This window comes from Pseudomonas sp. B28(2017) (assembly GCF_002113025.1).
Taxonomy (GTDB): Bacteria; Pseudomonadota; Gammaproteobacteria; order Pseudomonadales; family Pseudomonadaceae; genus Aquipseudomonas.
The window spans coordinates 32,466-56,010 of record NZ_NEJH01000020.1 but is presented as its reverse complement, the minus strand read 5'-3'; the positions used below and the strand labels follow the sequence as shown (position 1 = coordinate 56,010).

The following is a 23,545-nucleotide window of genomic DNA, read 5'->3' as shown; positions in this document are numbered from 1 at the left end:
TACGACGTTGATAGGTTGGGTGTGTAAGCGCTGTGAGGCGTTGAGCTAACCAATACTAATTGCCCGTGAGGCTTGACCATATAACACCCAAGCAATTTGACTACTCGAAAGAGCATCAGATTGCGGTGTGTGAAGACGCAATGAACCGAAAGTTCGCACAACACACAAATCTATCGCATACCCAATTTGCTGAAACGTCGAAAGACGGGTCGGCACACCGAATTTCTTGACGACCATAGAGCGTTGGAACCACCTGATCCCATCCCGAACTCAGAAGTGAAACGATGCATCGCCGATGGTAGTGTGGGGTTTCCCCATGTGAGAGTAGGTCATCGTCAAGATTAAATTCCGAAACCCCTATCTGCATACGCAGGTAGGGGTTTTGTTTTTGGCCGCAGAAAAGCTCATACGACAATACCGGACAGGTCCAGGCTGTCACCGTCACCCTACAATGCTAAGGTTTGCCCCTGGCGTTTGTATTTTCCAAGGAAGCCTTTATGCCGGACGCGACGTCCCTCAGTGCTGGTTTTATGGTGGTTCACGGCAATCGCCTGGACGAGTTGCGCAGCCTGGTGGTCAGCTGGATGCGTCGCTACCCGCTGGCTCCCCTGGAGAATGAAATTGCCTTGGTGCAAAGCAACGGCATTGCCCAATGGCTGAAGCTGGCACTGGCGGAAGATTCTGAGGATGACGACATGGGCGGCTGTGGCATCGCCGCCGCCATCGACGTGCAGTTGCCCGGTAGTTTCATGTGGCAGCTCTATCGCATGGTCCTCGGCCGCGATGAGATTCCGGCCAAGTCCCTGCTCGATAAAGCCCCGCTGACCTGGCGCTTGATGCGCCTGCTGCCGCAGTTGATCAATCAACCGCACTTCGAGCCGCTGCAGCGTTTCCTGATCCATGACACTGACCTGCGCAAACGCTACCAATTGGCCGAGCGTCTGGCGGACCTGTTCGACCAATACCAGGTCTATCGGGCTGATTGGCTGGAAGACTGGGCAGAAGGTCGACATCAAACAAGAAACGCCAGGGGCGAAGCCAAGCCCCTGACGCCGGCCAATTGCTGGCAGGCAGAGTTATGGCGCGCACTCTTGCTGGATGTGGGGGAAGAAGGCATGGCGCAAAGCCGTGCCGGCGTCCATCAGCGCTTTGTGGAGCGTATCAACAATCTTGAAGTCGCACCCAGGGGATTACCCTCGCGAGTGATCGTTTTCGGGATTTCTTCGCTGCCTGCCCAAGCCTTGGAAGCGTTGGCGGGACTCGCACGCTTCAGCCAGGTCCTGCTGTGCGTACACAACCCCTGTCGTCACCATTGGGCAGACATCGTCGCAGATAAGGACCTGTTGCGGCATCAATACAAGCGTCAAGCCCGCAAAGGCGGGATGCCGGTAGTGATCGATCCGCAAACCCTGCACCAGCATGCTCACCCGCTGCTGGCTGCCTGGGGTAAACAGGGGCGGGACTATATCAACCTGCTCGACAGCCATGACGATCCCAGCAGCTATCGCTCGGCATTCCGCGACGGGCGCATCGACCTGTTCAGTGACGGTCAGCCGCTGAATGTGCTCAACCAGCTGCAGGATGACATCCTCGAGTTGCGTCCCCTCAACGAAACCCGCGAGCGTTGGCCGGCCATCGATCTGCAGAAGGACGAATCGATCCGTTTTCACATTGCTCATAGTGCTCAGCGAGAAGTCGAGATCCTTCACGATCAACTGCTCGCGCGCTTCAGCGCCGACCCGCAACTGCGCCCTCGGGACATCATCGTGATGGTCCCGGACATCGACAGCTACGCCCCGCACATTCGGGCCGTGTTTGGTCAGCTTGACCGTCAGGATCCGCGCTTCATTCCGTTTACCCTGGCGGACCAGGGCCAGCGTGGTCGCGACCCGCTGCTGATTGCCGTCGAGCACTTGCTCAAGCTGCCCGACAGCCGATTCCCCGTCAGTGAGATTCTCGATCTGCTGGACGTCCCGGCGCTGCGCGCGCGCTTTGGTGTCGAGGAGCGTGACCTGCCGACGCTGCACCGCTGGATCGAAGGTGCCGGCATTCGCTGGGGCATGAATGCCGAGCAACGTGCCGGGCTCGGGCTGCCGAATGAACTGGAGCAAAACAGCTGGCGTTTCGGCTTGCGCCGGATGTTGCTCGGTTATGCCGTTGGCAGCGCCGATGCTTATGAGGGAATCGAGCCCTACGACGAAATCGGGGGGCTGGACGCCGCGCTCATCGGCCCGCTGGTTGCGCTGCTGGACGCGCTGGAAGTGGCTCACCACGAGCTCTCCCAGCCTGCACCGCCACAGCAATGGGGCTTGCGCTTGCAGGCGTTGGTGCAGCTGTTCTTCCTTGCCAGTAACGAACACGACGACTACTTGCTGGCTCAGCTCGAAGAGCTGCGTGAGACCTGGCTCGAGACCTGCGAGTCCGTCGGGTTGCAGGACGAGCTGCCGCTGACTGTCGTCCGTGAAGCCTGGCTCGCAGGTCTGGATCAGGGCCGTTTGTCTCAACGCTTCCTGGCCGGTGCGGTCAACTTCTGCACCTTGATGCCCATGCGTGCTATCCCGTTCCGACTGGTCTGCCTGTTGGGCATGAATGACGGCGATTATCCGCGCGCGCAACCGCCGCTGGATTTCGATCTGATGGGCAGTGATTACCGCCCAGGCGATCGCTCCCGACGCGAAGATGACCGCTATCTGTTACTGGAAGCCTTGTTGTCGGCACGGGACCAGCTCTACATCAGTTGGGTGGGCCGCAGCATCCGCGACAACAGCGAGAGACCTGCTTCGGTACTGATCGGCCAGTTGCGTGACCACCTGGCCAGCGGTTGGCAATTGGCGCAAAGCGACAAGGACCTGATTGAGGGCATGACCCGGGAACACCCGTTGCAACCCTTCAGTGCGCGCTACTTTCACGAAGGGGATGACTCGTTCAGCTACGCCACCGAATGGCAGGTCCTTCATCAAACCACAGAGCAACAGGCAAGTGCCGAAGTGCTCGAGGCTCACGTTCAGGATGAACCACTCAGTCTCGGTCAACTGCAGGATTTCCTGCGCAATCCGGTACGGCACTTTTTCAGCCAGCGACTGAAGGTTTTTTTCGAGGCGGCAGAAGTGCCGTTGGCTGATGAAGAGCCTTTTGTCCTGGACGCATTGCAGCGTTACAGCCTCAGCGACCGTTTGCTCGAAGCGGGGCTGGCAGATCCCGGAAATGCCGGGCAGGCACTGGAAGATCAGGCGAGGCGACTGCAAAACAGCGGGTTGCTGCCCATGGCCGGATTCGGTGAGTGCCTGCAACGTGAATTGATCGAGCCATTACCTGACTTGCTGCAACGCCACCAGCAGCTCCTGGCTTTGTGGCCAACACCGCTGGGTAGCGCGTTGCCCGTCACTCTTGAACTGCAAGGCCTGCACATTGAGGGTTGGCTCAGCGGCCTGCACCAGCGCGCTGATGGTGGCTTGCTGACCATCACTACGATCCCCAACAGTATCGGCTCGATCAAGTCGCGCAAATGGCATCGCCTGACACGTCCGTGGGTCAATCATCTGATCGCTTGTGCCAGTGGAATGGCGCTGACCACCGCACTGGTGGCCAGCGACGACAGCCTGTTGCTCGGTCCGCTGGACGAGGCCGTAGCACAGGAAATTCTCGGCGACCTGTTGATGGCCTGGCAGTCGGGTATGCGCCAGCCTCTGCCAATCGCGGTCAAGACAGCCTTCGCGTGGCTGGATCAAACCGACCCGGTCAAGGCCGAGGCCGTTGCGCGCAAGGCCTATGAAGGCGACGGGCAGACGACGGACGGAGAACGGGGCGAAAGCCCTGCACTCGCCCGCCAGTTCGCCGATTACGCTGCCTTGACCGCCGATGAGACGTTCCCCCAATGGTGTGATGCGCTCTATCGCCCGCTTCTTGAAGCCCCTTGGCGTTCACTGTCCAGTGAGGAGCCGCGTTGATGAGTACGAAGACACCTCTGGCCCTGGCATTCCCGCTGCGTGGCAGTCAACTGATCGAAGCCAGCGCCGGCACCGGCAAGACGTTCACCATTTCCGCGCTGTACCTGCGCCTGGTCCTTGGCCATGGTGACGAGGGCTCAGGGTTCGGGCGAGAGTTGCTGCCGCCGCAGATCCTCGTCGTGACCTTCACCGATGCCGCGACCAAAGAGTTGCGCGAACGCATTCGCACGCGGCTCGCCGAGGCCGCGCGATATTTTCGCGATGAAACCCCGGCCCCCGACAGCTTGATTGCCGAGTTGCGTGGTCAGTACTTGCCCGAGCAATGGCCCGGGTGCGCAAACCGCTTGGATATCGCCGCCCAGTGGATGGACGAGGCGGCGGTTTCTACCATCCACAGTTGGTGCCAGCGCATGTTGCGCGAGCACGCCTTCGACAGCGGCAGCCTGTTTACCCAGACCCTGGAAACCGACCACAGCGACTTGCTGGGGGAAGTCCTGCGTGATTACTGGCGGCTGTTCTGTTACCCGATGCAAGGTGACGCGCTCAATTGGGTGCGCAGCAATTGGGGCGGCCCGGCGGCGTTGCTGCCGCGGATTCGTGCGCTGTTCGCCAGCGAGCGGGATACGCTGCAAGGGAAAGAGCCCGCCGAGGTGATTTCGCAGTGCTTGCAAGAGCGACGGGTTGCCCTGATCGAACTCAAGCAGCCCTGGCTGCAGTGGGCGGACGAGTTGCTTGCCATCTGTCACCAGGGCGTTGCCAGCAAGGCTGTCGACGGTCGCAAGATGCAGGCCCGCTATTTCGAGCCCTGGTTCGAAAAGATCAAGGCCTGGGCCAAAGACGAATCCCTTGAACAGCTGGATATCGGCACCGGCTTCACGCGCCTGACCCCTGATGGCATGGCCGAAGCCTGGAAGGGCGAAACGCCTCGACATCCGGGGCTCGATGCGATGGCCGGCCTCAAGGCCAGTCTCGATGGGCTGCCAACACCCGATGCCGCCGTATTGCAACACGCCGCCCGCTGGGTCGGGGCACGATTCGAAGAAGAGAAACGCCGCCGTGCGGAAATGGGTTTCGACGACATGTTGCTGCGCCTTGATGCGGCCTTGCAGTCCGATGGCGGCGAGCGACTGGCAACCCTGATTCGTGAGCAGTTTCCGGTTGCACTGATCGATGAGTTCCAGGACACCGACCCGGTGCAATACCGGATCTTCGAGAGCATCTACCGGATTGAAGAGAACAGCCCCGAGTGCGGCCTGTTCCTGATTGGCGACCCGAAACAGGCGATCTACGCTTTTCGCGGCGCCGACATCCATACCTATCTGCGCGCTCGACAGGCCACCACTGGCCGCCTGCACACCCTGGGCACCAACTTTCGCTCAAGCCATGGCATGGTCAACGCGGTGAACCATGTGTTCGAGCGTGCCGAAGCCCGGGAGTCAGGGCGCGGGGCTTTCCTCTTCCGGGAGAAGAATGGCGACAATCCGGTTCCGTTCACGCCGGTTGCCTCCCAGGGCCGCAAAGAAGTCCTGCGCATAAATGATCAGGCAGTCCCGGCCTTGAACATCTGGCACCTGGCGACCGAACAACCGTTGTCCGGTGCGGTGTACCGGCAACATCTGGCGGCTACCTGCGCCAGTGAAATCACGGCGTTGCTCAATGGCGGACAACAGGGGCAAGCGGGGTTCACCCAGGACGGCAAAGCCTTCAGAGGCCTGCTGCCGGCGGACATCGCCATCCTGGTACGCGATGGCAAGGAAGCGCAGGCGGTTCGTGCCGAATTGGCCGCCCGGGGCGTGCGCAGTGTTTACCTGTCGGACAAGGACTCGGTGTTCGCCGCTCAAGAGGCTCATGACGTGCTGACCTGGCTCAAGGCCTGCGCCGAGCCGGATGTCGAGCGACCATTGCGGGCAGCGTTGGCCAGCATCACCTTGAACCTTTCGTTGACTGAGCTGGAGCGGTTGAATCAGGACGAGTTGGCCTGGGAATCCCGGGTCATGCAGTTCCGTGGCTATCGCGAAGTCTGGCGCAAGCAGGGCGTATTGCCGATGCTGCGGCGCTTGCTGCACGACTTCCGTCTGCCCCAGGCGCTGATTGCACTCAGCGACGGTGAGCGGGTATTGACGAATCTGTTGCACCTGTCCGAATTGCTGCAACAGGCGGCCGCGGAACTCGATGGCGAGCAAGCACTGATCCGGCATCTGTCCGAGCATCTGGCATTGTCCGGGCAGGCTGGCGAAGAGCAGATCCTGCGCCTGGAAAGTGATGAGCAATTGGTCAAGGTGGTGACCATTCACAAGTCCAAAGGCCTTGAATACCCGTTGGTGTTCCTGCCGTTCATCTGTTCGGCGAAACCGGTGGATGGCAGCCGTCTGCCGTTGCACTACCACGACGAATCAGGCAATGCCCAGGTCTCGTTGAAGCCGACCGCAGAATTGATTGCCCTGGCCGATGATGAGCGCCTGGCCGAGGATCTGCGCTTGCTCTATGTCGCCCTGACCCGGGCGCAACATGCCTGCTGGCTGGGGGTGGCTGACCTCAAGCGCGGCAACAACAATGGCTCGGTGCTGCACCTGTCGGCATTGGGTTATCTGTTGGGGGGCGGTGCGCCATTGACCGAGTCCGCGGCGTTGCAGCAGTGGTTGCGAGATCTGCAACAGGACTGCCCGGCGCTGGCCTATGCCCGGATGCCTGAAGCGACTGCCGAGCAATACCAGCCACCGCAAAACGACGCGGCGCTGCTGCCTCCGTTGATCCCGAAACGCAAGGCCAGCGAAAACTGGTGGATCGCTTCCTACAGCGCATTACGCATTGGCGACACCCTGAGTGTCGGCTCGGACGAGGCGCCAGAGAGCCCGCAGGCGCAAAAACTGTTCGATGACGAACGCCTTGACCCGCAGGCCCCGAGAGAAGTGGTGGCCGGTGGTGCCGATATCCATCGCTTCCCGCGTGGCCCGAACCCCGGCACCTTCCTCCATGGTCTGCTCGAATGGGCGGGAGGCGAGGGTTTTGCTGCTGGGCCACAAGATGTGAACGACGCCATTGCCCGTCGCTGCAATCGTCGAGGCTGGGAGGGCTGGATCACCACGCTCAGTGACTGGCTGCAGCATCTGCTCAAGTCGCCGTTGGCGCTGGGCGCCGGACAGGCACCGGTGATATTCGGGCAGTTGACGCAATACCAGGTCGAGATGGAGTTCTGGTTCGCCAGCCATAAGGTCGATGTGCTCAAGCTCGACGCGTTGGTGTGCCAATACACCCATAACGGCGTGGCCCGGGTGGCCGCCGAACCGGTGTTGCTCAACGGCATGTTCAAGGGCTTCATCGACCTGACGTTCGAGCACAATGGCCGCTATTACGTTGCCGACTACAAATCCAACTGGCTTGGCGCCGATGATGCGGCCTACACCCTGCAGGCCATGGAACAGTCGATTCTCGACAACCGTTATGACCTGCAATACGTGTTGTACCTGTTGGCCCTGCATCGCCAGCTCAAGGCGCGTCTTGTCGATTACGACTATGACCGGCATGTCGGTGGTGCGTTGTACCTGTTTTTGCGTGGTACCCGTGCGGCCAGTCAGGGCGTGTTTTTTGCCCGTCCGCCAAGAGAACTGATCGAGCGTCTGGACAGACTGTTCCAGGGCAAGCCAGAGCCCAAGGCCGAGCCCGCCTGGGAACAGGGAGTACTGTTATGAACCGCACATTCGCCGATTTGTTGCCCACATCGCTGGCAGCCGAAAGCCTGTCTGAACTGGCGCCGCTGAGTCGCGCCGACGACTTGCTGTTGTTGCTCACGCGTTGGGTCGAGCGAGGCTGGTTGCGAGCACTGGACAAAGCCTTTGTGGCGTTTCTGCATGAGCTGGCTCCGGATGGTGATCCGCTGGTGTTGCTGGCTGCCGCGCTCACCAGCCACCAATTGGGCCACGGGCATGTCTGCCTTGACCTGTTCGAGACACTGAAAGAACCTGACTTCGCCCTGTCATTGCCACCCGAGGGTGACGTGCAGGGCGGCGCAATGCTGTTGCCGTCGCAATTGCTGGGCTCGCTGGACGGGGCCCATTGGTGCAAGGTGCTGGCCGCCAGCAACCAGGTCGCACTGGCTGTCGACAGTCGTGACCACGTGCGCGAACGACCTTTGGTTTTATCGGGCAAACGCTTGTACCTGCGCCGCTATTGGGCCTACGAGCGACGGATCGACCTCTCGTTGCGCGAGCGTCTGACGGAACAGGAGTCCACGCCGAACGACTTGCTCCAGCGCCTCACCGGTTTGTTTGGTCCTGCCCGGCCCGGCGAGGTGATCGACTGGCAGAAGCTCGCCTGCGCACTGGCGACCCGCAGCGCCTTCAGCATCGTGACGGGGGGGCCGGGAACCGGCAAGACCACCACCGTCGTGCGTTTGCTGGCGTTGCTCCAGGCGCCAGCGGTCGAGGCCGGCAAGCCCCTGCGCATCCGCCTCGCCGCACCGACCGGCAAGGCCGCGGCGCGTCTGACAGAATCCATCAGCCAGCAAGTACGGACCTTGAAGGTTTCGCAAGACATTCGAGACAAGATCCCGTCCGATGTCACCACCGTTCACCGCCTGCTCGGCAGCCGGCCCGGGACTCGCCATTTTCGACACCATGCGGGCAATCGTCTGCCGCTTGATGTGTTGGTGGTGGACGAGGCCTCGATGATCGACCTGGAAATGATGGCCAATCTGCTCGACGCATTGCCTGCCCATGCGCGCCTCGTGCTGTTGGGTGACAAGGACCAGTTGGCTTCGGTAGAAGCCGGAGCGGTACTGGGGGACCTGTGCCGCGACGCCGAGGCTGGCTGGTACAGCCCACAGACACGCCAGTGGCTGGAAGCCGTCAGTGGCGAAAGTTTGCAGGCCAGCGGATTGCAGGAGGATACGCAGGGCGCTCATCCACTGGCCCAACAGGTGGTGATGTTGCGCCATTCCCGGCGATTCGGTGAGGGCAGCGGTATTGGTCAACTGGCTCGCTGGGTCAACCAGCAGCAACCCGATGAAGCACGCAGGTTGTTGTCTGCGCGCAGCCATGACGATGTGTATTCCCTGTCCCTGAAGGGGGAGCAGGACCGGGCCCTGGAACGTCTGCTTCTCGACGGCCATGGTGAGGGCCCGCAGGGTTATCGACATTACCTGAGCGTGCTGCGTAATCAGCGGCCGCCACTCGACAGCCCGCTGGAGGGTTCGCGCTGGATTGATTGGGCTCGACAAGTGTTGCAGGCCTTCGACGCGTTCCAGTTGCTATGTGCCGTACGCAAGGGACCCTGGGGTGTGGAGGGCTTGAACCAGCGAGTGACGGACGCCTTGCTGAGGGCACGCCTGATCGACAGTGACCAGCAGTGGTACGAAGGCCGCCCCGTACTGATGACCCACAATGATTACGGGCTGGGTTTGATGAACGGCGATATCGGCATCGCCCTCAAGCTCCCGGAGCAGGAGGGCCATGAAACCGGGAGGCAGGTCCTGCGAGTGGCGTTCCCGCGAAATGATGGCCAGGGTGGCGTGCGATTTGTCCTGCCCAGCCGCCTGAATGATGTCGAAACCGTATACGCCATGACCGTGCATAAATCCCAGGGCTCGGAGTTCGCGCATACCGCGTTGATTCTGCCTGACGCCTTGAATCCGGTACTCACCAAGGAACTGATCTACACCGGAATTACCCGGGCCAAGGACTGGTTCACCTTGATCGAGTCGCGTGCGGGCGTGTTTGAAGAGGCGGTGAAACGCAGGGTCAAACGCTTGAGCGGGCTGATGCTGGAGCTCAAGTAAGGCCGCGACTGACAGCATTTGCTGCGAGCCCATCAGTCGGCGAACAGCATCTCCCGACTTTCACCCATCAACAGACCCTGATTGCGCTCAGTCACCTCACGGATGTAATCCCACAACAGGGTGATCCGCTTGAGCTTCCTCAAATCCTCCCGGCAGTACATCCAGAACTGTCGAGTGATGTTGATTTCCTGCGGCAACACCGGCAGCAGGCTCGGGTCCTGAGTGGCGAGGAAGCACGGCAGGATCGCCAATGAGCGTCCCTGCTGCGCGGCCACGAACTGCGCGATCACGCTGGTGCTGCGCAGGTTGGCACTGGCGCCGGGCAATACATTGGCCAGATACAACAGCTCCGAGCTGAACGCCAGGTCGTCGACGTAACTGATAAACGAATGTTTCGCCAAGTCTGCCGGGCGGCGGATGGCCGGGTGGTTGTCCAGATAATCCTGGGTTGCGTACAGCTGCAACCGGTAGTCGCACAGTTTGCAACAGACGTACGGGCCATGCTCCGGACGCTCCAGGGCGATGACGATGTCGGCCTCGCGCTTGGACAGGCTGATGAAGTGCGGCAGCGGCAGGATATCCACCGAGATCGCCGGATAGGTGTCAACGAAGTGGCTCAGTTGCGGCGTGATGAAAAAGCTGCCGAAGCCTTCGGTGCATCCCATGCGCACATGACCGGACAGCGCCACGCCGGACCCGGAAACCTGCTCGCACGCCATGTGCAAGGTGCTTTCGATCGACTCGGCATAGCCCATCAACCGCTGGCCTTCAGCGGTCAAGACAAAGCCGCTGGTCCGGGATTTCTCGAACAGCAATGTGCCCAGCGCCGTTTCCAGGGAACTGATGCGCCGCGACACTGTGGTGTAGTCCACCGCCAGGCGTTTGGCCGCGGTGCTGGCTTTGCGGGTGCGGGCGACTTCCAGGAAAAACTTGAGGTCGTCCCAGTTCAATGAGCCGAGGGAGGTGATGTTTTTTTGCATGTTGGACCGGTTTTTATGTGCGTTCTTATTAGAAGTTTGCACATCTATACTCCAAAAACAGCCCGTTAACCAATTCGCGGCACACGCCTCTTCTCAAGGCGACTATTTCGCCTTGGCTCCCAAGATAACAACAAAGATCTGGAGACCCACATGAACGTATCGCTCACGCCCAATGACACCACCGTGCAAAAGGTCAAACTGTTGATCGACGGCCAGTGGGTCGAATCCAAGTCCACCGAATGGCACGACATCATCAACCCGGCGACCCAACAGGTGCTGGCCAAGGTGCCGTTTGCCACCGCTGAAGAAGTCGATGCTGCCGTCAGCGCCGCTCATCGTGCATTCCAGACCTGGAAGCTGACACCCATTGGCGCGCGCATGCGCATCATGCTCAAGCTCCAGGCGCTGATCCGCGAACACTCCAAGCGCATCGCCGCCGTCCTGAGCGCCGAGCAGGGCAAGACCATTGCCGACGCCGAAGGCGATATTTTCCGTGGCCTGGAAGTGGTCGAGCACGCCTGCTCCATTGGCAGCCTGCAAATGGGCGAGTTCGCCGAAAACGTCGCCGGTGGTGTCGACACCTACACCCTGCGCCAGCCGATCGGCGTGTGCGCGGGCATTACTCCGTTCAACTTCCCGGCGATGATTCCGCTGTGGATGTTCCCGATGGCCATCGCCTGCGGTAACACCTTCGTGCTCAAGCCGTCGGAACAGGACCCGATGTCGACCATGCTGTTGGTGGAACTGGCGATTGAGGCGGGTATTCCGGCTGGCGTGCTCAACGTCGTGCATGGTGGCAAGGATGTGGTGGATGGGCTTTGCACCCACAAAGACATCAAGGCCGTTTCCTTCGTCGGTTCGACCGCCGTCGGTACTCACGTCTATGACCTGGCCGGCAAGCACGGCAAGCGTGTGCAATCGATGATGGGCGCGAAGAACCACGCCGTGGTGCTGCCGGATGCCAATCGCGAACAAGCGCTGAATGCGCTGGTGGGCGCCGGTTTCGGTGCCGCCGGTCAACGTTGCATGGCCACTTCGGTGGTGGTGCTGGTGGGCGCGGCCAAGCAATGGCTGCCGGATCTCAAGGCGCTGGCGCAAAAACTCAAGGTCAATGCCGGCAGCGAGCCGGGCACCGATGTCGGTCCGGTGATCTCGAAAAAAGCCAAGGCGCGGATTCTCGATCTGATCGAAAGCGGCATCAAGGAAGGCGCGAAACTGGAGCTGGACGGTCGCGAGATCTCGGTTCCCGGTTACGAGAAAGGCAACTTTGTCGGCCCGACCCTGTTCTCCGGCGTGACCACCGACATGCAGATCTACACCCAGGAAATCTTCGGCCCGGTGCTGGTGGTGCTGGAAGTTGCCACCCTCGATGAAGCCATCGCCCTGGTCAACGCCAACCCGTTCGGCAACGGTACGGGCCTGTTCACCCAGAGCGGTGCAGCGGCGCGCAAGTTCCAGAATGAAATCGATGTCGGCCAGGTCGGTATCAACATCCCGATCCCGGTGCCGGTACCGTTCTTCAGTTTCACCGGTTCGCGCGGTTCCAAGCTTGGCGACCTCGGCCCGTACGGCAAACAAGTGGTGCAGTTCTACACTCAGACCAAGACCGTCACCAGCCGCTGGTTCGATGACGACAGTGTCAACGACGGTGTGAACACCACCATCAACCTGCGTTAAGGAGCCGGACATGAAAATCGCTTTTATCGGTCTGGGCAACATGGGCGCCCCGATGGCGCGCAACCTGATCAAGGCCGGCCATGCGCTGCGCCTGGTCGACCTGAACAAAGCCGTGCTGGCGGAACTGGAACAACTGGGCGGTAGCATCAGCGCATCGGCCCGCGAAGCGTCAGAGGGCGCGGAACTTGTGATCACCATGTTGCCTGCCGCCGTGCATGTGCGCAGTGTGTGGCTGGGTGAGGACGGCGTGCTCGCCGGTATCGGTAAAGGCGTACCGGCGGTGGATTGCAGCACCATCGATCCGCAGACTGCGCGGGACGTGGCCGCTGCCGCCGCGAAACAGGACGTGGCCATGGCCGACGCGCCGGTCTCTGGTGGCACTGGCGGTGCAGCCGCCGGGACACTGACCTTCATGGTTGGCGCCACGCCTGAGCTGTTCGCCACCCTGCAACCGGTACTGGCGCAAATGGGCCGCAACATCGTCCATTGTGGTGAGGTCGGCACCGGGCAAATCGCTAAAATCTGCAACAACCTGCTGCTAGGGATTTCCATGGTCGGCGTCAGCGAGGCCATGGCGCTGGGCGACGCCCTGGGCATCGACACCAAGGTGCTGGCGGGCATCATCAACAGTTCCACCGGGCGTTGCTGGAGTTCGGAGATGTACAACCCATGGCCGGGCATCGTTGAAACGGCACCGGCGTCGCGCGGTTACACCGGCGGCTTTGGGGCCGAACTGATGCTCAAGGATCTGGGGCTGGCTACTGAAGCGGCGCGTCAGGCGCACCAGCCGGTGGTACTCGGCGCGGTGGCCCAGCAGTTGTATCAGGCGATGAGCATGCGTGGGGAAGGCGGCAACGACTTCTCGGCGATCATTAACAGTTATCGCAAACCATTGTAGGAGCGAGCTTGCTCGCGATGGTCGTTAACGATAACGCGGGGTATCTGACACACCGCGTTGTCCTCGGGTTTTTCGCGAGCAAGCTCGCTCCTACAGGCAAGGCATGTGCGCATCAACATTTACCGGGGGGCCGCGTCGGGCGGCTTCCCGGTTTTTTCATCGGAAAAGGATCGCAGGCTTTGTGAGGGACGTTACCAGGGATGATCGCCCATCCGGACGCTGGCAAATGTCGACTCATTTCGCGCTTGCTCCAGAGTAGTCACCGTCACCGTACCGACGGATACGCTGGAGCTCGATGACATTGTGGTCATGTCCTCACAAAGAGCGATGGCGTCCAAGGCACGGTAGCGTGTAACGCCCCTGCCTCGGGTACGCGCAATTATCAGGTTCTTGCAGGTTCTCTCTTGTGTTATCCCACTGACGTTGCTCTTGCGGATTGCGCAGGCTGACGCGATGTGACCAGGCCGATAAAGGAGATCGCCAGCGCCAGGCCAATGGTCGTGCTCACTTCGGAGCGGTGTTGCGGGGAGACCATCATCACAGCCAGCGCAGCGCAAATGAACGCGATCACCAGCCATGTGAGCCATGGAAACAGCCACATGCGAAAGGTCAGTTCGACGTTCTGTCGACGCAACATCCGGCGCATGCGCAACTGCGATACCGCAATGGCCAGGTACACCAGCAAGGCGATCGCGCCGGAGCTGGCCAGCAGGAACTCAAACAACCCGGCGGGCATGAAGTAGCTCCAAACGGTAATCGCCGCCCCCAACACGGTACTGGCGATGACCGCCGCCCGTGGCACGCCTTCGGAGGAGGTCGCCTTCAGCACTTTCGGCGCATCGCCACGACGCCCCAGCGAGTACAGCATGCGCGAGGCAATATAAATCGAGGAGTTCATGCAACTGGCCACGGCAATCAGCACCACCACGTCCACCATGAACTTGGCGTGGGGAATGTTCATGATTTCCAGTGCGCGCTGGTAGGAGCCTACCGAAGCCAACAGCGGGTCGTTCCAGGGCACCACGGAGATGACCACGAAAATCGACAGCAGGTAAAACACCCCGATGCGCCAGATCACCGAACGGGTTGCCTTGGCAATGTTCTGTGCCGGGTTGTTGGATTCGGCGGCGGCGATGGTGACCGCCTCGGTACCGATGAAGCTGAACATGATGGTGATGAAGGCGCCGACTACCGCCGACAGGCCGTTGGGAGCAAACCCGCCGTGCTCGGCCATCAGACCGCTCAATCCACTGACTTCCCGATCGGGAATCCAGCCCATCAACACGGCAAAACCCACACCGATGAAACCAATGATCGCCACGACCTTGGCCATGGCGAACCAGAACTCGAATTCGCCGTACTTGGAGACACTGAACAGGTTGGTCACCACCAGTGCAATGATCGACACCAGGGCAAACAGCCAGGCATCGATCTGCGGAAACCACTGGTTCAACACATGGCCGGCGGCCAGCGCTTCGATAGGGATCACCAACACCCAGAACCACCAGTAGAGCCAACCGATGGTGAAGCCCGCCCAACGGCCGATGGCCTGGTCGGCATAGGTGGAAAACGAACCGGTGTCCGGATTGGCCACCGCCATTTCACCGAGCATGCGCATGACCAGAACGACAAGCAGGCCAGAGAACAGATAGGCCAGCAGGACGGCCGGGCCAGCCGCCGCAATGGCATGCCCTGAGCCCACGAACAAACCGGCGCCGATAATCCCGGCGATAGACAACATGGTGACGTGACGAGGCTTGAAGCCCTGCGCCAGTTGGCCACTCGAATCCTTGGAGCTCGGGCTGATCATTATTGTTTTTCTCTGGTGAACGACATTTAGGCGTGCTGATGGGGGGCCGCGATCATCACGGGTTGCCTGTTGCTCTTTCTGAAAGCGGCGCTCTCCAGGCGCTGCTGTTCTAGTCAAACCCATCATCGTTATGTGGTTATTTCGATAAAAAGCAGCGCCACCTTACCCGGCTTGTCTGACGTACCAGTTTTCTGATCGCGTCACCACAGTGTCTGAAATCGACACGGGCAAGCTTTGCGTTCGCGATTAAAACCAGTCGGTCACGGAATGGCAATAAGCAACCATTTTGTTTGGTCGAGAGATCTGCCAGGTACACGGCGAAAGAGGGCGTGTGGGCGTTTTGAGTGTGCAGGGCGTTTTCGGGAGGGGCCGAATGCAGGTGTTGGTGATTGCGCAGGGCATGTGCCGCAGCGAGTAGCTATTTTGGTAGCCACTCGTTGCGTCAGGGTACTGCGAAGACGATTTACAGGTTGCAGCGGGCTGTGGTTTTAGCGGGGGTGTTCAAGCAAACACAAAATACTTGCGCACGGTTTCCACTACTTCCCAGGTGCCTTTCATCCCCGGCTCGATGACGAAAATGTCACCGGCGCGCAGGTGGATCGGCGCCATGCCTTCCGGGGTGATGATGCAGTAGCCTTCCTGGAAGTGGCAGTATTCCCACTTCACGTATTCCACGTACCACTTGCCCGGCGTGCAGATCCAGGTGCCCATGATCTTGCTGCCGTCTTCGCTGGTGTAGGCGTTGAGGTTGACGGTGTGCGGGTCGCCTTCGAGTTTTTCCCATTTGCAGGCGTCGAGTACGGGCAGCGGGTGGGTGTCGCGAAGAACGGTAATCGGTGCGGTCATGATGACTCCGGGCATGAGGGAGAGCTGAAGTCGCACCCTATAGGGCTTGGCCGGGCATCAGTTGTCTGTGCTCGACATTGATGTATCCAGAAACGCAGCGGTCATTGCCTGGCCGCGTTATCCGAAGCAGTTGAAATTTACCCTCGATAATTGATCGATTTCCGGCGGTTTCTGCGAAAGACCCAAGCATTACCGAAAGTTTTCGCAAGAACATGCACAGGTATCGCTCGTATCATTCACTTCGGAAAAGGCCGAGAGCTTTGCTATGAAAAAAACAATGTCGTGGTGGGACATCAGCCCACCCCTGAGTACCGCAACCCCGACCTGGCCGGGTGATACGCCGTTTCAGGAAGAACGCGTCTGGAGCTTGGGGCCCGAGTGCCCTGTGAATGTCGGGCGCATCACGCTGTCGCCGCACACCGGCGCCCATGTCGACGCGCCACTGCACTACAGTGCAGATGGCAAGGCCATTGGCGAAGTGTCGCTGGACGTCTATATCGGGCCTTGCCGGGTGTTGCATTGCCTGGACAGCGGCCAACTGGTGCAGCCGGAGCAACTGCGGGGGCGCCTGGACCATCTCCCTGAGCGCGTCTTGCTGCGTACTTATCGAAACGCACCGCTGGCCACCTGGGACCCGAATTTCGCCGCCGTCGCCAAAGAAACCGTCGATCTGCTGGCCAGCCTCGGCGTGCGGCTGATCGGCATCGATACGCCGTCGCTGGACCCGCAGCAATCCAAGACCATGGATTCGCACAACGCGGTGGCGCATCACGGCATGGCCATTCTCGAAGGCATCGTGCTCGATGAAGTCCCCGAAGGCGATTATGAACTGATCGCGCTGCCGTTACGTTTTGCCAACCTCGATGCCAGCCCGGTCCGGGCCATATTGCGTCCACTGAATTCACCGCAACGTGAGGAGCCTGCTCAATGAGCCAATGTCCCTATTCTTCGGCCAATCCGACTGCGGAATGGCATAACGCCGAGTTGGATTTTTCCGACTCCATGAGCTACGGCGACTACCTGGACCTGGGGCGCATTCTCAGTGCGCAGCACCCGTTGTCACCCGACCACAACGAGATGCTGTTCATCATTCAGCACCAGACCTCCGAGCTTTGGATGAAGTTGATGTTGCACGAGCTCAAGGCTGCCCGCGAACACATGCGGGCGGGCGAGTTGCCGCCCGCTTTCAAGATGCTGGCGCGAGTCTCGCGGATCTTTGATCAATTGGTGCATGCCTGGACGGTACTGGCGACCATGACGCCCACCGAGTACCACTCGATCAGGCCTTTTCTGGGGCAGTCGTCGGGTTTTCAGTCATTCCAGTACCGAGAGATCGAGTTCATTCTGGGCAACAAAAGCGCGACCTTGTTGCGGCCCCACGCGCATCGTCCGCAGCTGTTGGAGGCGCTCGAAAAAGCCATGGCCACACCATCGCTGTATGACGAAGCGATTCGCTTGATGGCCAGTGCCGGTCTGACGATTGATCCACAGCGTTTCGAGCGTGACCCGACCAGCCCGACACAGCATGACGCCTCGGTCGAAGCCGCCTGGCGAGTCGTCTACAAGGATCCTTCGCGCTACTGGGACCTCTATCAGTTGGCCGAAAAACTCATCGATCTGGAAGACTCGTTCCGCCAGTGGCGCTTCCGCCATGTGACCACGGTCGAGCGGATCATCGGTTTTCAACCGGGCACCGGCGGCACTGAAGGTGTTGGCTATTTGCGCAAGATGCTCGACACCGTGCTGTTTCCAGAGTTGTGGCGAGTGCGTTCGACCCTCTGATTGCGGATAAGAAAAGCCCCGGCACTCACTGAATGCCGGGGCTTTTTTTGCGCGTTTACTGCGCGACTGGCAGGTTGCGATGCGCGGCCATGCGAATCCGGTAGAACACGTAGATGATCGCGATCCAGATCGGCACGGCAATCACCGAGGCACGGATACCGGGGATCATCCACATCACGTAAATGACCATCGCCATGAACGCCAGGCACAGGTAGTTGGTGTACGGCGACCAGAAAGCCTTGAAGCCCGGCACGATGCCGCGCTCAGTCATGGCCTTGCGGAACTTCAGGTGCGTCAGGCTGATCAGCGCCCAGTTGATCATCAAGGACGCGACCACCAGGGCGAACAGCAACTCCAGCGCTTCGTGCGGGGCAACGTAGTTGACCACCACCGCAAGCATTGTGATCAGCGCCGAGACGCCAAGCGCCAGCAACGGCACGCCCTGCTTGTTCACCTTCATCAGTGCCTTGGGCGCATCGCCCTGTTCAGCCAGGCCGAAGAGCATGCGGCTGTTGCAGTAGACACCGCTGTTGTAGACCGACAGCGCGGCGGTGAGCACCACGAAGTTGAGGATCTGTGCGGCGGTGTCGCTGCCGATCAGGGAAAAGATCTGCACGAATGGGCTGCCGCTGTAGGCATCGCCGGACGCGCCCAGGGTTTGCAGCAGTTGGTCCCATGGGTACAGCGACAGCAGCACGGTGAGAGCGCCGACGTAGAAGATCAGCACCCGGTAAACCACCTGGTTGATGGCCTTGGGAATGACTTTGCGCGGTTCGCTGGCTTCGGCGGCGGTGATGCCGACCAGCTCCAGGCCACCGAAGGAGAACATGATGAACGCCATCGCCATCAGCAAGCCGCTGTAGCCGTTGGGGAAGAACCCGCCGTGGTCCCACAGGTTGCTCACCGAGGCCTGCGGGCCGCCGGTGCCACTGAACAGCATGTAGCAGCCCAGTGCGATCATGCCGATGATCGCCACCACCTTGATGATCGCGAACCAGAACTCCATCTCGCCGAAAATCTTCACGTTCAGCGTGTTGATCAGGTTGACCAGCACGAAGAACACCGCGGCGCTGACCCAGGTCGGCACCTCCGGCCACCAGAACTGTATGTACTTGCCGACAGCTGTCAGCTCCGCCATGCCCACCAGCACATACAGTACCCAGTAGTTCCAGCCGGACAGAAAGCCAGCGAAGCTGCCCCAGTAGTTGTGGGCAAAATGACTGAAGGAGCCGGCGACCGGCTCCTCGACGATCATCTCGCCGAGCTGGCGCATGATCAGGAAGGCGATAAACCCGGCAATCGCATAACCGAGGATCATCGACGGCCCGGCGGACTTGAGCACTCCGGCAGAGCCGAGGAACAACCCGGTACCAATGGCTCCGCCCAAGGCGATCAGTTGAATGTGTCGATTCTTCAACCCTCGCTTGAGTGTTCCCGTTTGTAAAATATCGTCCGCCATCGCGTTCCCTTCTGAGTTTTTGTAGTCAGGCTTGAATTAAGGGGTCAAATATTACTCTCAGTGAACTTTTCGTAATACAGGTGCACGTTATCCAGCGCCTGCTCCTGCAACCAGGACTTGATCGATTCGACCATCGGCGGCGGGCCGCAGACGTACATGTCAGCCTCGGCATCACGCAGTTCGCTGACATCGAAGTGCTCGGCGATGTAACCGCGTTTCCCCGCCCACTGCGGCGATGGCTCGCTGACCACTTCGGTGTAGCGAAACCCCGGGATGCGCTCGGCATAGGCGGCGATGCGCGCTTGTTCGCACAGATCGGCGGCGTCTCGCACACCGTAATACAGATGCACCGGTAGCCCGCAGCCTCGTTCGGCCAGTTCATCCAGCATGCCCAGCAACGCCGACAGCCCGGTGCCGCCGGCCACCAGAATCAGTGGCTTGGCGACGTGACGCAGGTAAAACGCTCCAAGCGGCGCCTCCAGGGCAATGTTGTCGCCGACCTGGCAACGCTCACGGATGTAATTGCTCATGACTCCGTCGGGCAGCAGACGAATCAGGAACTGCAACTGATTGTGGCAGCCCGGCCGGTTGGCGAATGAGTACGAGCGCAGGCTCTCGGTGCCGGGTACCTGCAACCGGGCGTACTGCCCCGGCAGGTAGTCCAGCGGTTGCGTGGCGCTGCCCAAATCCAGATGCAGGATCGCCGTACTGGCCGACACCTGGCTGACGGCGGTGACCGTCGCGTGGAGCCGATCCGGCCCGCTGGCATTGCACAGGCTGGATGCGAAGTCGAAGTAAAACGCCGCATCGGACTTCACCCGCGTCTGGCAGGTGAGCATTTTGCGCTGTTGCAAGTCCAGGCTGGAGAGGGCTTCCTCGTCCACATAATCCTGGCTGTAGTCGCCGGATTCGCAGCGACCCTGGCAGGTTCCGCAGACGCCTTCGCGGCAATCCAGGGGAATGTTGATGCCGTTGCGCAGGGCGGCGTCGAGCAGGATTTCGTTGGGCTGTACCGGAAAGAACAGGGTTTTGCCGTCGGCAAAGCTGAACGCTACTTTGTGATTCATGCCTCGGTCTCCATGGATTCAGAGGTGGTAAAAGTCGAGTACCGAGTTGATGGTGTCGTTGAGCAGCAGCACATGCTTGCGGCTGATCAGCCAGCTGTCGGCATGAGGCTTGAGATGATAGGTCGCGCGGCCAAAGAACTGCTCGGCCGTGGCCAGTCGATAGAACAGGGTGTGCCAGTTCAGGCGCACCTCCAGCTCGCCGTTCTCCAGTTCGTCGATCCGCACGTTGTTGATCAAATGCAAGGTGCGCGGCATCGGCGTCGAAGACGCGGACTTGCCCGTGCGCAAGCGGAACACGCGGTCTTCCAGGCCGGAACGGTTGGGGTAGTAGATCAGCGACATTTCACGTTTCGGATCGCGGGTGTAGACGTGTTCCGAGTCCCATTGCGGCAGGTGGAACTCACTCTGTTTGTCGAACAACTGGAGATAGGCGTCCCAATCCTGGGCATCACACAATTCGGATTTGCGATAGAAAAACTGTTCGATCTGGTACTGCAATTGCGCATTCATCATTGCACCTCACGGAGTTTCAGGGATTTCGCGTCCAGGCCATCGAGCAGGAATTTCTGCCAGTTGCTGTGCTGGTTGACGTACAGCCCTTCGTGGGTGAATTCAGTGCCGGTCATGGCCGGGGCAATGCCGATCGCCTCGCTGTTGGGCGTGGCGCCGGTGGCCCATTGGTGACTGCCTCGGGAAATGTCGCTCCAGCGCTCCAGGCGCGCCTGGAAACCGCGCTGGGCTTCACGGAATTCCACCAGGTCATCCGGTGTACCCAGGCCCGAGACGTTGAAGAAGTCCTCGAACTGGCGAATGCGGTTTTCGCGGTCGGCGTCCGACTCGTTTTTCACCCCCAGGCACTGGCTGATGATCTCGGTCTTGTTCCAGGCCACCGGGCGGATGATGCGCAGTTGCGAGCTGATCTGATCGAGGAAAAACAGGCTTGGATAGATGTTCAGGTTGCGCAGGCGATGCATCATCCATTCGGCTTTTTGCTGGCCGTGTTCTTCGACCAGGCGCGGCATGATCGTAGCGTAGCCGGAGCGCACCGTCGGGTTCGGCATGTCGCTGAACAACACGCTATGACCATTGTTGAAGGCGAACCAGCCGTCATCGGTATTGGCGTCGCCGGCACCGAGTTTGCTGTAGTCGAGGGTACTGCCGCTGCTGGTGCCGTTCTCGCTGTTGACCTGCTGGCGGTGTTGCACCGTGGCCACGTAGTTATAGTGAACGGTGCTGACGTGGTAGCCGTCGAGGCCGTTTTCGTTCTGCAGTTTCCAGTTGCCGTCATAGGTGTAGGCCGACTTGCCGGGCAGCACTTCCAGCTCACCGGTTGGTGACTGGGCAACCATCATGTCGAAGAACACCTTGGCGTCGCCGAGGAAGTCTTCGAGGCTGTTGTCGGCGTGTACGTCGAGGCTGATGAACACGAAGCCCTTGTAGCTCTCGATACGGGCCTTTTTCAGGCCCCGGGTGGCCTTGTCGAAACCTTCCGGGTACTCGCCGGGCGCCTTGACCTTCACCAGGCGGCCGTCGCTTTTGTAGCACCAGGCGTGGAACGGGCAAGTGAAGGTCGACTGGTTGCCCTTGCCGACGCGGGTCAGGGTTGTGCCGCGATGCTGGCAGGCGTTGATCAGGGCGTTGAGTTTTCCTTCGCCATCCCGGGTGATGATCATCGGCTGACGGCCGGCGCGCAGGGTGACGAAGTCGTGATTGTTGGCCAGCTCGCTTTCGTGGCAGGCGTAGATCCAGTTCTTCTCGAAGATCAGTTCCATCTCCAGATCGAACAACTGCGGCTCGGTGAAAATGTCCCGGGCGATGCGGAACACGCCCTCTACCGGGCGGAAATCCAGGCAGCCTTCGATAAACGCTTTCCACTGCTCGACGTTTTTTTCGCCACTCATGGGTGTGTACCTGTTTTTATTGGGGCTAATCGTGGGCTCATTAGAGGGGGCAGGGCGGGTAGGGGTCTATCCGGTTAGTCGGCGAAGGCAGTCCATAAAATTGGTGCGGTAACACCCACCCGGTATCAGGCTGGGCAGCGACGACTCAAACGGCACACCACGCGATGAACGGCTGCCCCTGTTTGCAGCAATCAGGTACTGTTTTGTGCAGCGTCGAATGCTGTTTGATAGCGATTGCCTGCCTATGGCCGGCGGCGTTATCCGCTTAGTCGAGGATTGCTATCCGCTAAGTTGGCGCTGGTGTTTTGTGGCTTGGAACTTGCCTTTCCAATCCGGAGACGCGCCGTCAGAGCGCGCCGAAAAAATAGCCCGTGGGTGCGCCGTGATGAACAGCAAAACTGATCCGCAGTGTCGCGACATTCGTGTCGACAGCGATGACCTTGAGGCCGCGAGGCGCTGGATGTCCGGTATCTGCGGGCCGCATCGACTCGTCACCACGACGCCCGAACGGATCCGTTTTCATCACAGCGCCAATATGTTCAAGTCGATGGCCACAACCCTTGGCACCATCGAGTACGGCACAGATGTCACCATCGATATCGAGGACGCCGAGCACTTCAGCAGTTACAGCCTGAGTCTGCCGCTGGTGGGCGAGCAGGAGTTGAGCAAGAACGGCAGCGTGGTGAAGTCCGACCGCGATCAAGGGGTGATCATTTCCCCGAATGAAAACCAGCTGTTGGCGATCTCCGGCGATTGCCGCAAGGTCCAGGTGGTGATTACCCGAGTCGCCATGAGCGAGTCTCTGGAGGGGCTTCTACAGCGGCCTCTGGATACGCCGCTGCGGTTCGAGCCGGTGATGGACGCGGTCGACGGAGCGTCGGCCTCATGGTGGCGCATGGCGCGCTATTTCATCGCCGAGCTGGAGCGCAGCAGCGAACTCTATGAGCAGGTGGCCTTCACTCGGGACATTGAAAGTTCGCTGATCAAAGGCTTGATCCTCGCTCAGCCGAACAACTATTCAGAAGAACTGCGAAACGTGCTGGGCGTGAAGTTGCCGCACTACCTGATCAGGGCCCGGCAGTACATCCATGCAAACGCCCGCGAAGCCCTGCACCTGGAGGACATCGAAGCCGCCGCCGGCGTCTCGCGCTTCAAGCTGTTCGAGGCGTTCAAGAAGTACTTCGCCTTGTCGCCGATGGTCTACCTGAAAAAATACCGCTTGAACGCCGTGCGTCAGGAGATTCTTGAGCACGGTTCTGCGCGCAATATTTCCGCGATCGCCATGGGCTGGGGCTTCACCCATCTCGGGCGTTTTTCCGCCGAGTACCGCAAGTTGTTCGACGAAACCCCGACCATGACGTTGCAGCGCAACGAAGCCCGCCGCATGCGTGGCTTCTGAAGGGGC

The 23,545-nt window shown here is 60.2% G+C and carries 15 protein-coding genes and 2 rRNA genes; 10 read left to right on the top strand and 7 right to left on the bottom strand.

Annotated features, from left to right (window positions below; genetic code table 11):
• The 5 genes from CAF65_RS27170 to recD form a co-directional block, all read left to right on the top strand.
• Window positions 1-80 (top strand): 23S ribosomal RNA (locus CAF65_RS27170); the annotation flags it as partial.
• A 145-nt stretch (window positions 81-225) separates the two neighbouring features.
• Window positions 226-341: ribosomal RNA gene (gene rrf / locus CAF65_RS27165) — 5S ribosomal RNA — on the top strand.
• A gap of 156 nt (window positions 342-497) precedes the next feature.
• A complete protein-coding gene (recC, locus tag CAF65_RS27160) occupies window positions 498-3,947 on the top strand; it encodes an exodeoxyribonuclease V subunit gamma (RefSeq protein ID WP_085719063.1) in 3,450 nt (1,149 codons plus the stop codon).
• The gene (gene recB / locus CAF65_RS27155; protein WP_085719062.1) at window positions 3,947-7,636 is read left to right on the top strand and encodes an exodeoxyribonuclease V subunit beta; all 3,690 of its coding nucleotides are present in this window, start codon (window positions 3,947-3,949) and stop codon (window positions 7,634-7,636) included. Before recC ends, recB begins: the two co-directional genes overlap by 1 nt.
• On the top strand, window positions 7,633-9,720 hold the full coding sequence (recD, locus tag CAF65_RS27150; protein ID WP_085719061.1) for an exodeoxyribonuclease V subunit alpha: 2,088 nt from the start codon (window positions 7,633-7,635) through the stop codon (window positions 9,718-9,720). The genes recB and recD overlap by 4 nt, the downstream gene beginning before the upstream one ends.
• A 32-nt stretch (window positions 9,721-9,752) precedes the next feature.
• On the opposite strand, the gene CAF65_RS27145 is transcribed toward recD, so the two are convergent.
• Window positions 9,753-10,700, bottom strand: a complete 948-nt coding sequence (locus CAF65_RS27145; RefSeq protein WP_085719060.1) for a LysR family transcriptional regulator — start codon at window positions 10,698-10,700, stop codon at window positions 9,753-9,755.
• 150 nt (window positions 10,701-10,850) lie between these two features.
• On the opposite strand from CAF65_RS27145, the gene CAF65_RS27140 reads away from it, so the two are divergent.
• Both CAF65_RS27140 and mmsB read left to right on the top strand, forming a co-directional pair.
• A complete protein-coding gene (locus CAF65_RS27140) occupies window positions 10,851-12,377 on the top strand; it encodes a CoA-acylating methylmalonate-semialdehyde dehydrogenase (protein WP_008018847.1) in 1,527 nt (508 codons plus the stop codon).
• A gap of 10 nt (window positions 12,378-12,387) precedes the next feature.
• Window positions 12,388-13,275 (top strand): 3-hydroxyisobutyrate dehydrogenase, encoded by an 888-nt coding sequence (mmsB, locus tag CAF65_RS27135; RefSeq protein WP_085719059.1) that lies wholly within the window; start codon window positions 12,388-12,390, stop codon window positions 13,273-13,275.
• A gap of 409 nt (window positions 13,276-13,684) precedes the next feature.
• On the opposite strand, the gene gabP is transcribed toward mmsB, so the two are convergent.
• Together gabP and CAF65_RS27125 are read right to left on the bottom strand one after the other, a co-directional pair.
• Window positions 13,685-15,085: a GABA permease gene (gabP, locus tag CAF65_RS27130; protein WP_085719058.1), complete on the bottom strand. Its 1,401-nt coding sequence runs from the start codon at window positions 15,083-15,085 to the stop codon at window positions 13,685-13,687.
• 501 nt (window positions 15,086-15,586) lie between these two features.
• The gene (locus tag CAF65_RS27125) at window positions 15,587-15,931 is read right to left on the bottom strand and encodes a cupin domain-containing protein (protein ID WP_007900627.1); all 345 of its coding nucleotides are present in this window, start codon (window positions 15,929-15,931) and stop codon (window positions 15,587-15,589) included.
• Between the two features lie 265 nt (window positions 15,932-16,196).
• On the opposite strand from CAF65_RS27125, the gene kynB reads away from it, so the two are divergent.
• Together kynB and kynA are read left to right on the top strand one after the other, a co-directional pair.
• Window positions 16,197-16,862 (top strand): arylformamidase, encoded by a 666-nt coding sequence (kynB, locus tag CAF65_RS27120; protein ID WP_085719057.1) that lies wholly within the window; start codon window positions 16,197-16,199, stop codon window positions 16,860-16,862.
• Window positions 16,859-17,713: a tryptophan 2,3-dioxygenase gene (gene kynA / locus CAF65_RS27115; protein WP_085719056.1), complete on the top strand. Its 855-nt coding sequence runs from the start codon at window positions 16,859-16,861 to the stop codon at window positions 17,711-17,713. Before kynB ends, kynA begins: the two co-directional genes overlap by 4 nt.
• Window positions 17,714-17,768: 55 nt before the next feature.
• On the opposite strand, the gene CAF65_RS27110 is transcribed toward kynA, so the two are convergent.
• The 4 genes from CAF65_RS27110 to antA are packed head-to-tail and all read right to left on the bottom strand — an operon-like array spanning window position 17,769 to window position 22,140.
• The gene (locus CAF65_RS27110; protein WP_085719055.1) at window positions 17,769-19,172 is read right to left on the bottom strand and encodes an amino acid permease; all 1,404 of its coding nucleotides are present in this window, start codon (window positions 19,170-19,172) and stop codon (window positions 17,769-17,771) included.
• A gap of 44 nt (window positions 19,173-19,216) precedes the next feature.
• Window positions 19,217-20,239, bottom strand: a complete 1,023-nt coding sequence (gene antC / locus CAF65_RS27105) for an anthranilate 1,2-dioxygenase electron transfer component AntC (RefSeq protein ID WP_085719054.1) — start codon at window positions 20,237-20,239, stop codon at window positions 19,217-19,219.
• A gap of 18 nt (window positions 20,240-20,257) precedes the next feature.
• Window positions 20,258-20,749, bottom strand: coding sequence for an anthranilate 1,2-dioxygenase small subunit (antB, locus tag CAF65_RS27100; protein ID WP_085719053.1), 492 nt, complete (start codon window positions 20,747-20,749; stop codon window positions 20,258-20,260).
• Window positions 20,749-22,140 (bottom strand): anthranilate 1,2-dioxygenase large subunit, encoded by a 1,392-nt coding sequence (gene antA / locus CAF65_RS27095; RefSeq protein WP_085719052.1) that lies wholly within the window; start codon window positions 22,138-22,140, stop codon window positions 20,749-20,751. Before antA ends, antB begins: the two co-directional genes overlap by 1 nt.
• 385 nt (window positions 22,141-22,525) lie before the next feature.
• Between antA and CAF65_RS27090 the strand changes: the two genes are divergently transcribed.
• Window positions 22,526-23,539: a helix-turn-helix domain-containing protein gene (locus CAF65_RS27090; protein WP_085719051.1), complete on the top strand. Its 1,014-nt coding sequence runs from the start codon at window positions 22,526-22,528 to the stop codon at window positions 23,537-23,539.
• The last annotated feature ends 6 nt before the right edge of the window (window positions 23,540-23,545 follow it).

Excerpts from the sequence above, each read along its gene's own strand:
- recC (WP_085719063.1), top strand. The coding sequence starts at position 498 with ATGCCGGACGCGACGTCCCTCAGTGCTGGTTTTATGGTGGTTCACGGC.
- recB (WP_085719062.1), top strand. The coding sequence starts at position 3,947 with ATGAGTACGAAGACACCTCTGGCCCTGGCATTCCCGCTGCGTGGCAGT.
- recD (WP_085719061.1), top strand. The coding sequence starts at position 7,633 with ATGAACCGCACATTCGCCGATTTGTTGCCCACATCGCTGGCAGCCGAA.
- CAF65_RS27145 (WP_085719060.1), bottom strand. The coding sequence starts at position 10,700 with ATGCAAAAAAACATCACCTCCCTCGGCTCATTGAACTGGGACGACCTC.
- CAF65_RS27140 (WP_008018847.1), top strand. The coding sequence starts at position 10,851 with ATGAACGTATCGCTCACGCCCAATGACACCACCGTGCAAAAGGTCAAA.
- mmsB (WP_085719059.1), top strand. The coding sequence starts at position 12,388 with ATGAAAATCGCTTTTATCGGTCTGGGCAACATGGGCGCCCCGATGGCG.
- gabP (WP_085719058.1), bottom strand. The coding sequence starts at position 15,085 with ATGATCAGCCCGAGCTCCAAGGATTCGAGTGGCCAACTGGCGCAGGGC.
- CAF65_RS27125 (WP_007900627.1), bottom strand. The coding sequence starts at position 15,931 with ATGACCGCACCGATTACCGTTCTTCGCGACACCCACCCGCTGCCCGTA.
- kynB (WP_085719057.1), top strand. The coding sequence starts at position 16,197 with ATGAAAAAAACAATGTCGTGGTGGGACATCAGCCCACCCCTGAGTACC.
- kynA (WP_085719056.1), top strand. The coding sequence starts at position 16,859 with ATGAGCCAATGTCCCTATTCTTCGGCCAATCCGACTGCGGAATGGCAT.
- CAF65_RS27110 (WP_085719055.1), bottom strand. The coding sequence starts at position 19,172 with ATGGCGGACGATATTTTACAAACGGGAACACTCAAGCGAGGGTTGAAG.
- antC (WP_085719054.1), bottom strand. The coding sequence starts at position 20,239 with ATGAATCACAAAGTAGCGTTCAGCTTTGCCGACGGCAAAACCCTGTTC.
- antB (WP_085719053.1), bottom strand. The coding sequence starts at position 20,749 with ATGAATGCGCAATTGCAGTACCAGATCGAACAGTTTTTCTATCGCAAA.
- antA (WP_085719052.1), bottom strand. The coding sequence starts at position 22,140 with ATGAGTGGCGAAAAAAACGTCGAGCAGTGGAAAGCGTTTATCGAAGGC.
- CAF65_RS27090 (WP_085719051.1), top strand. The coding sequence starts at position 22,526 with ATGAACAGCAAAACTGATCCGCAGTGTCGCGACATTCGTGTCGACAGC.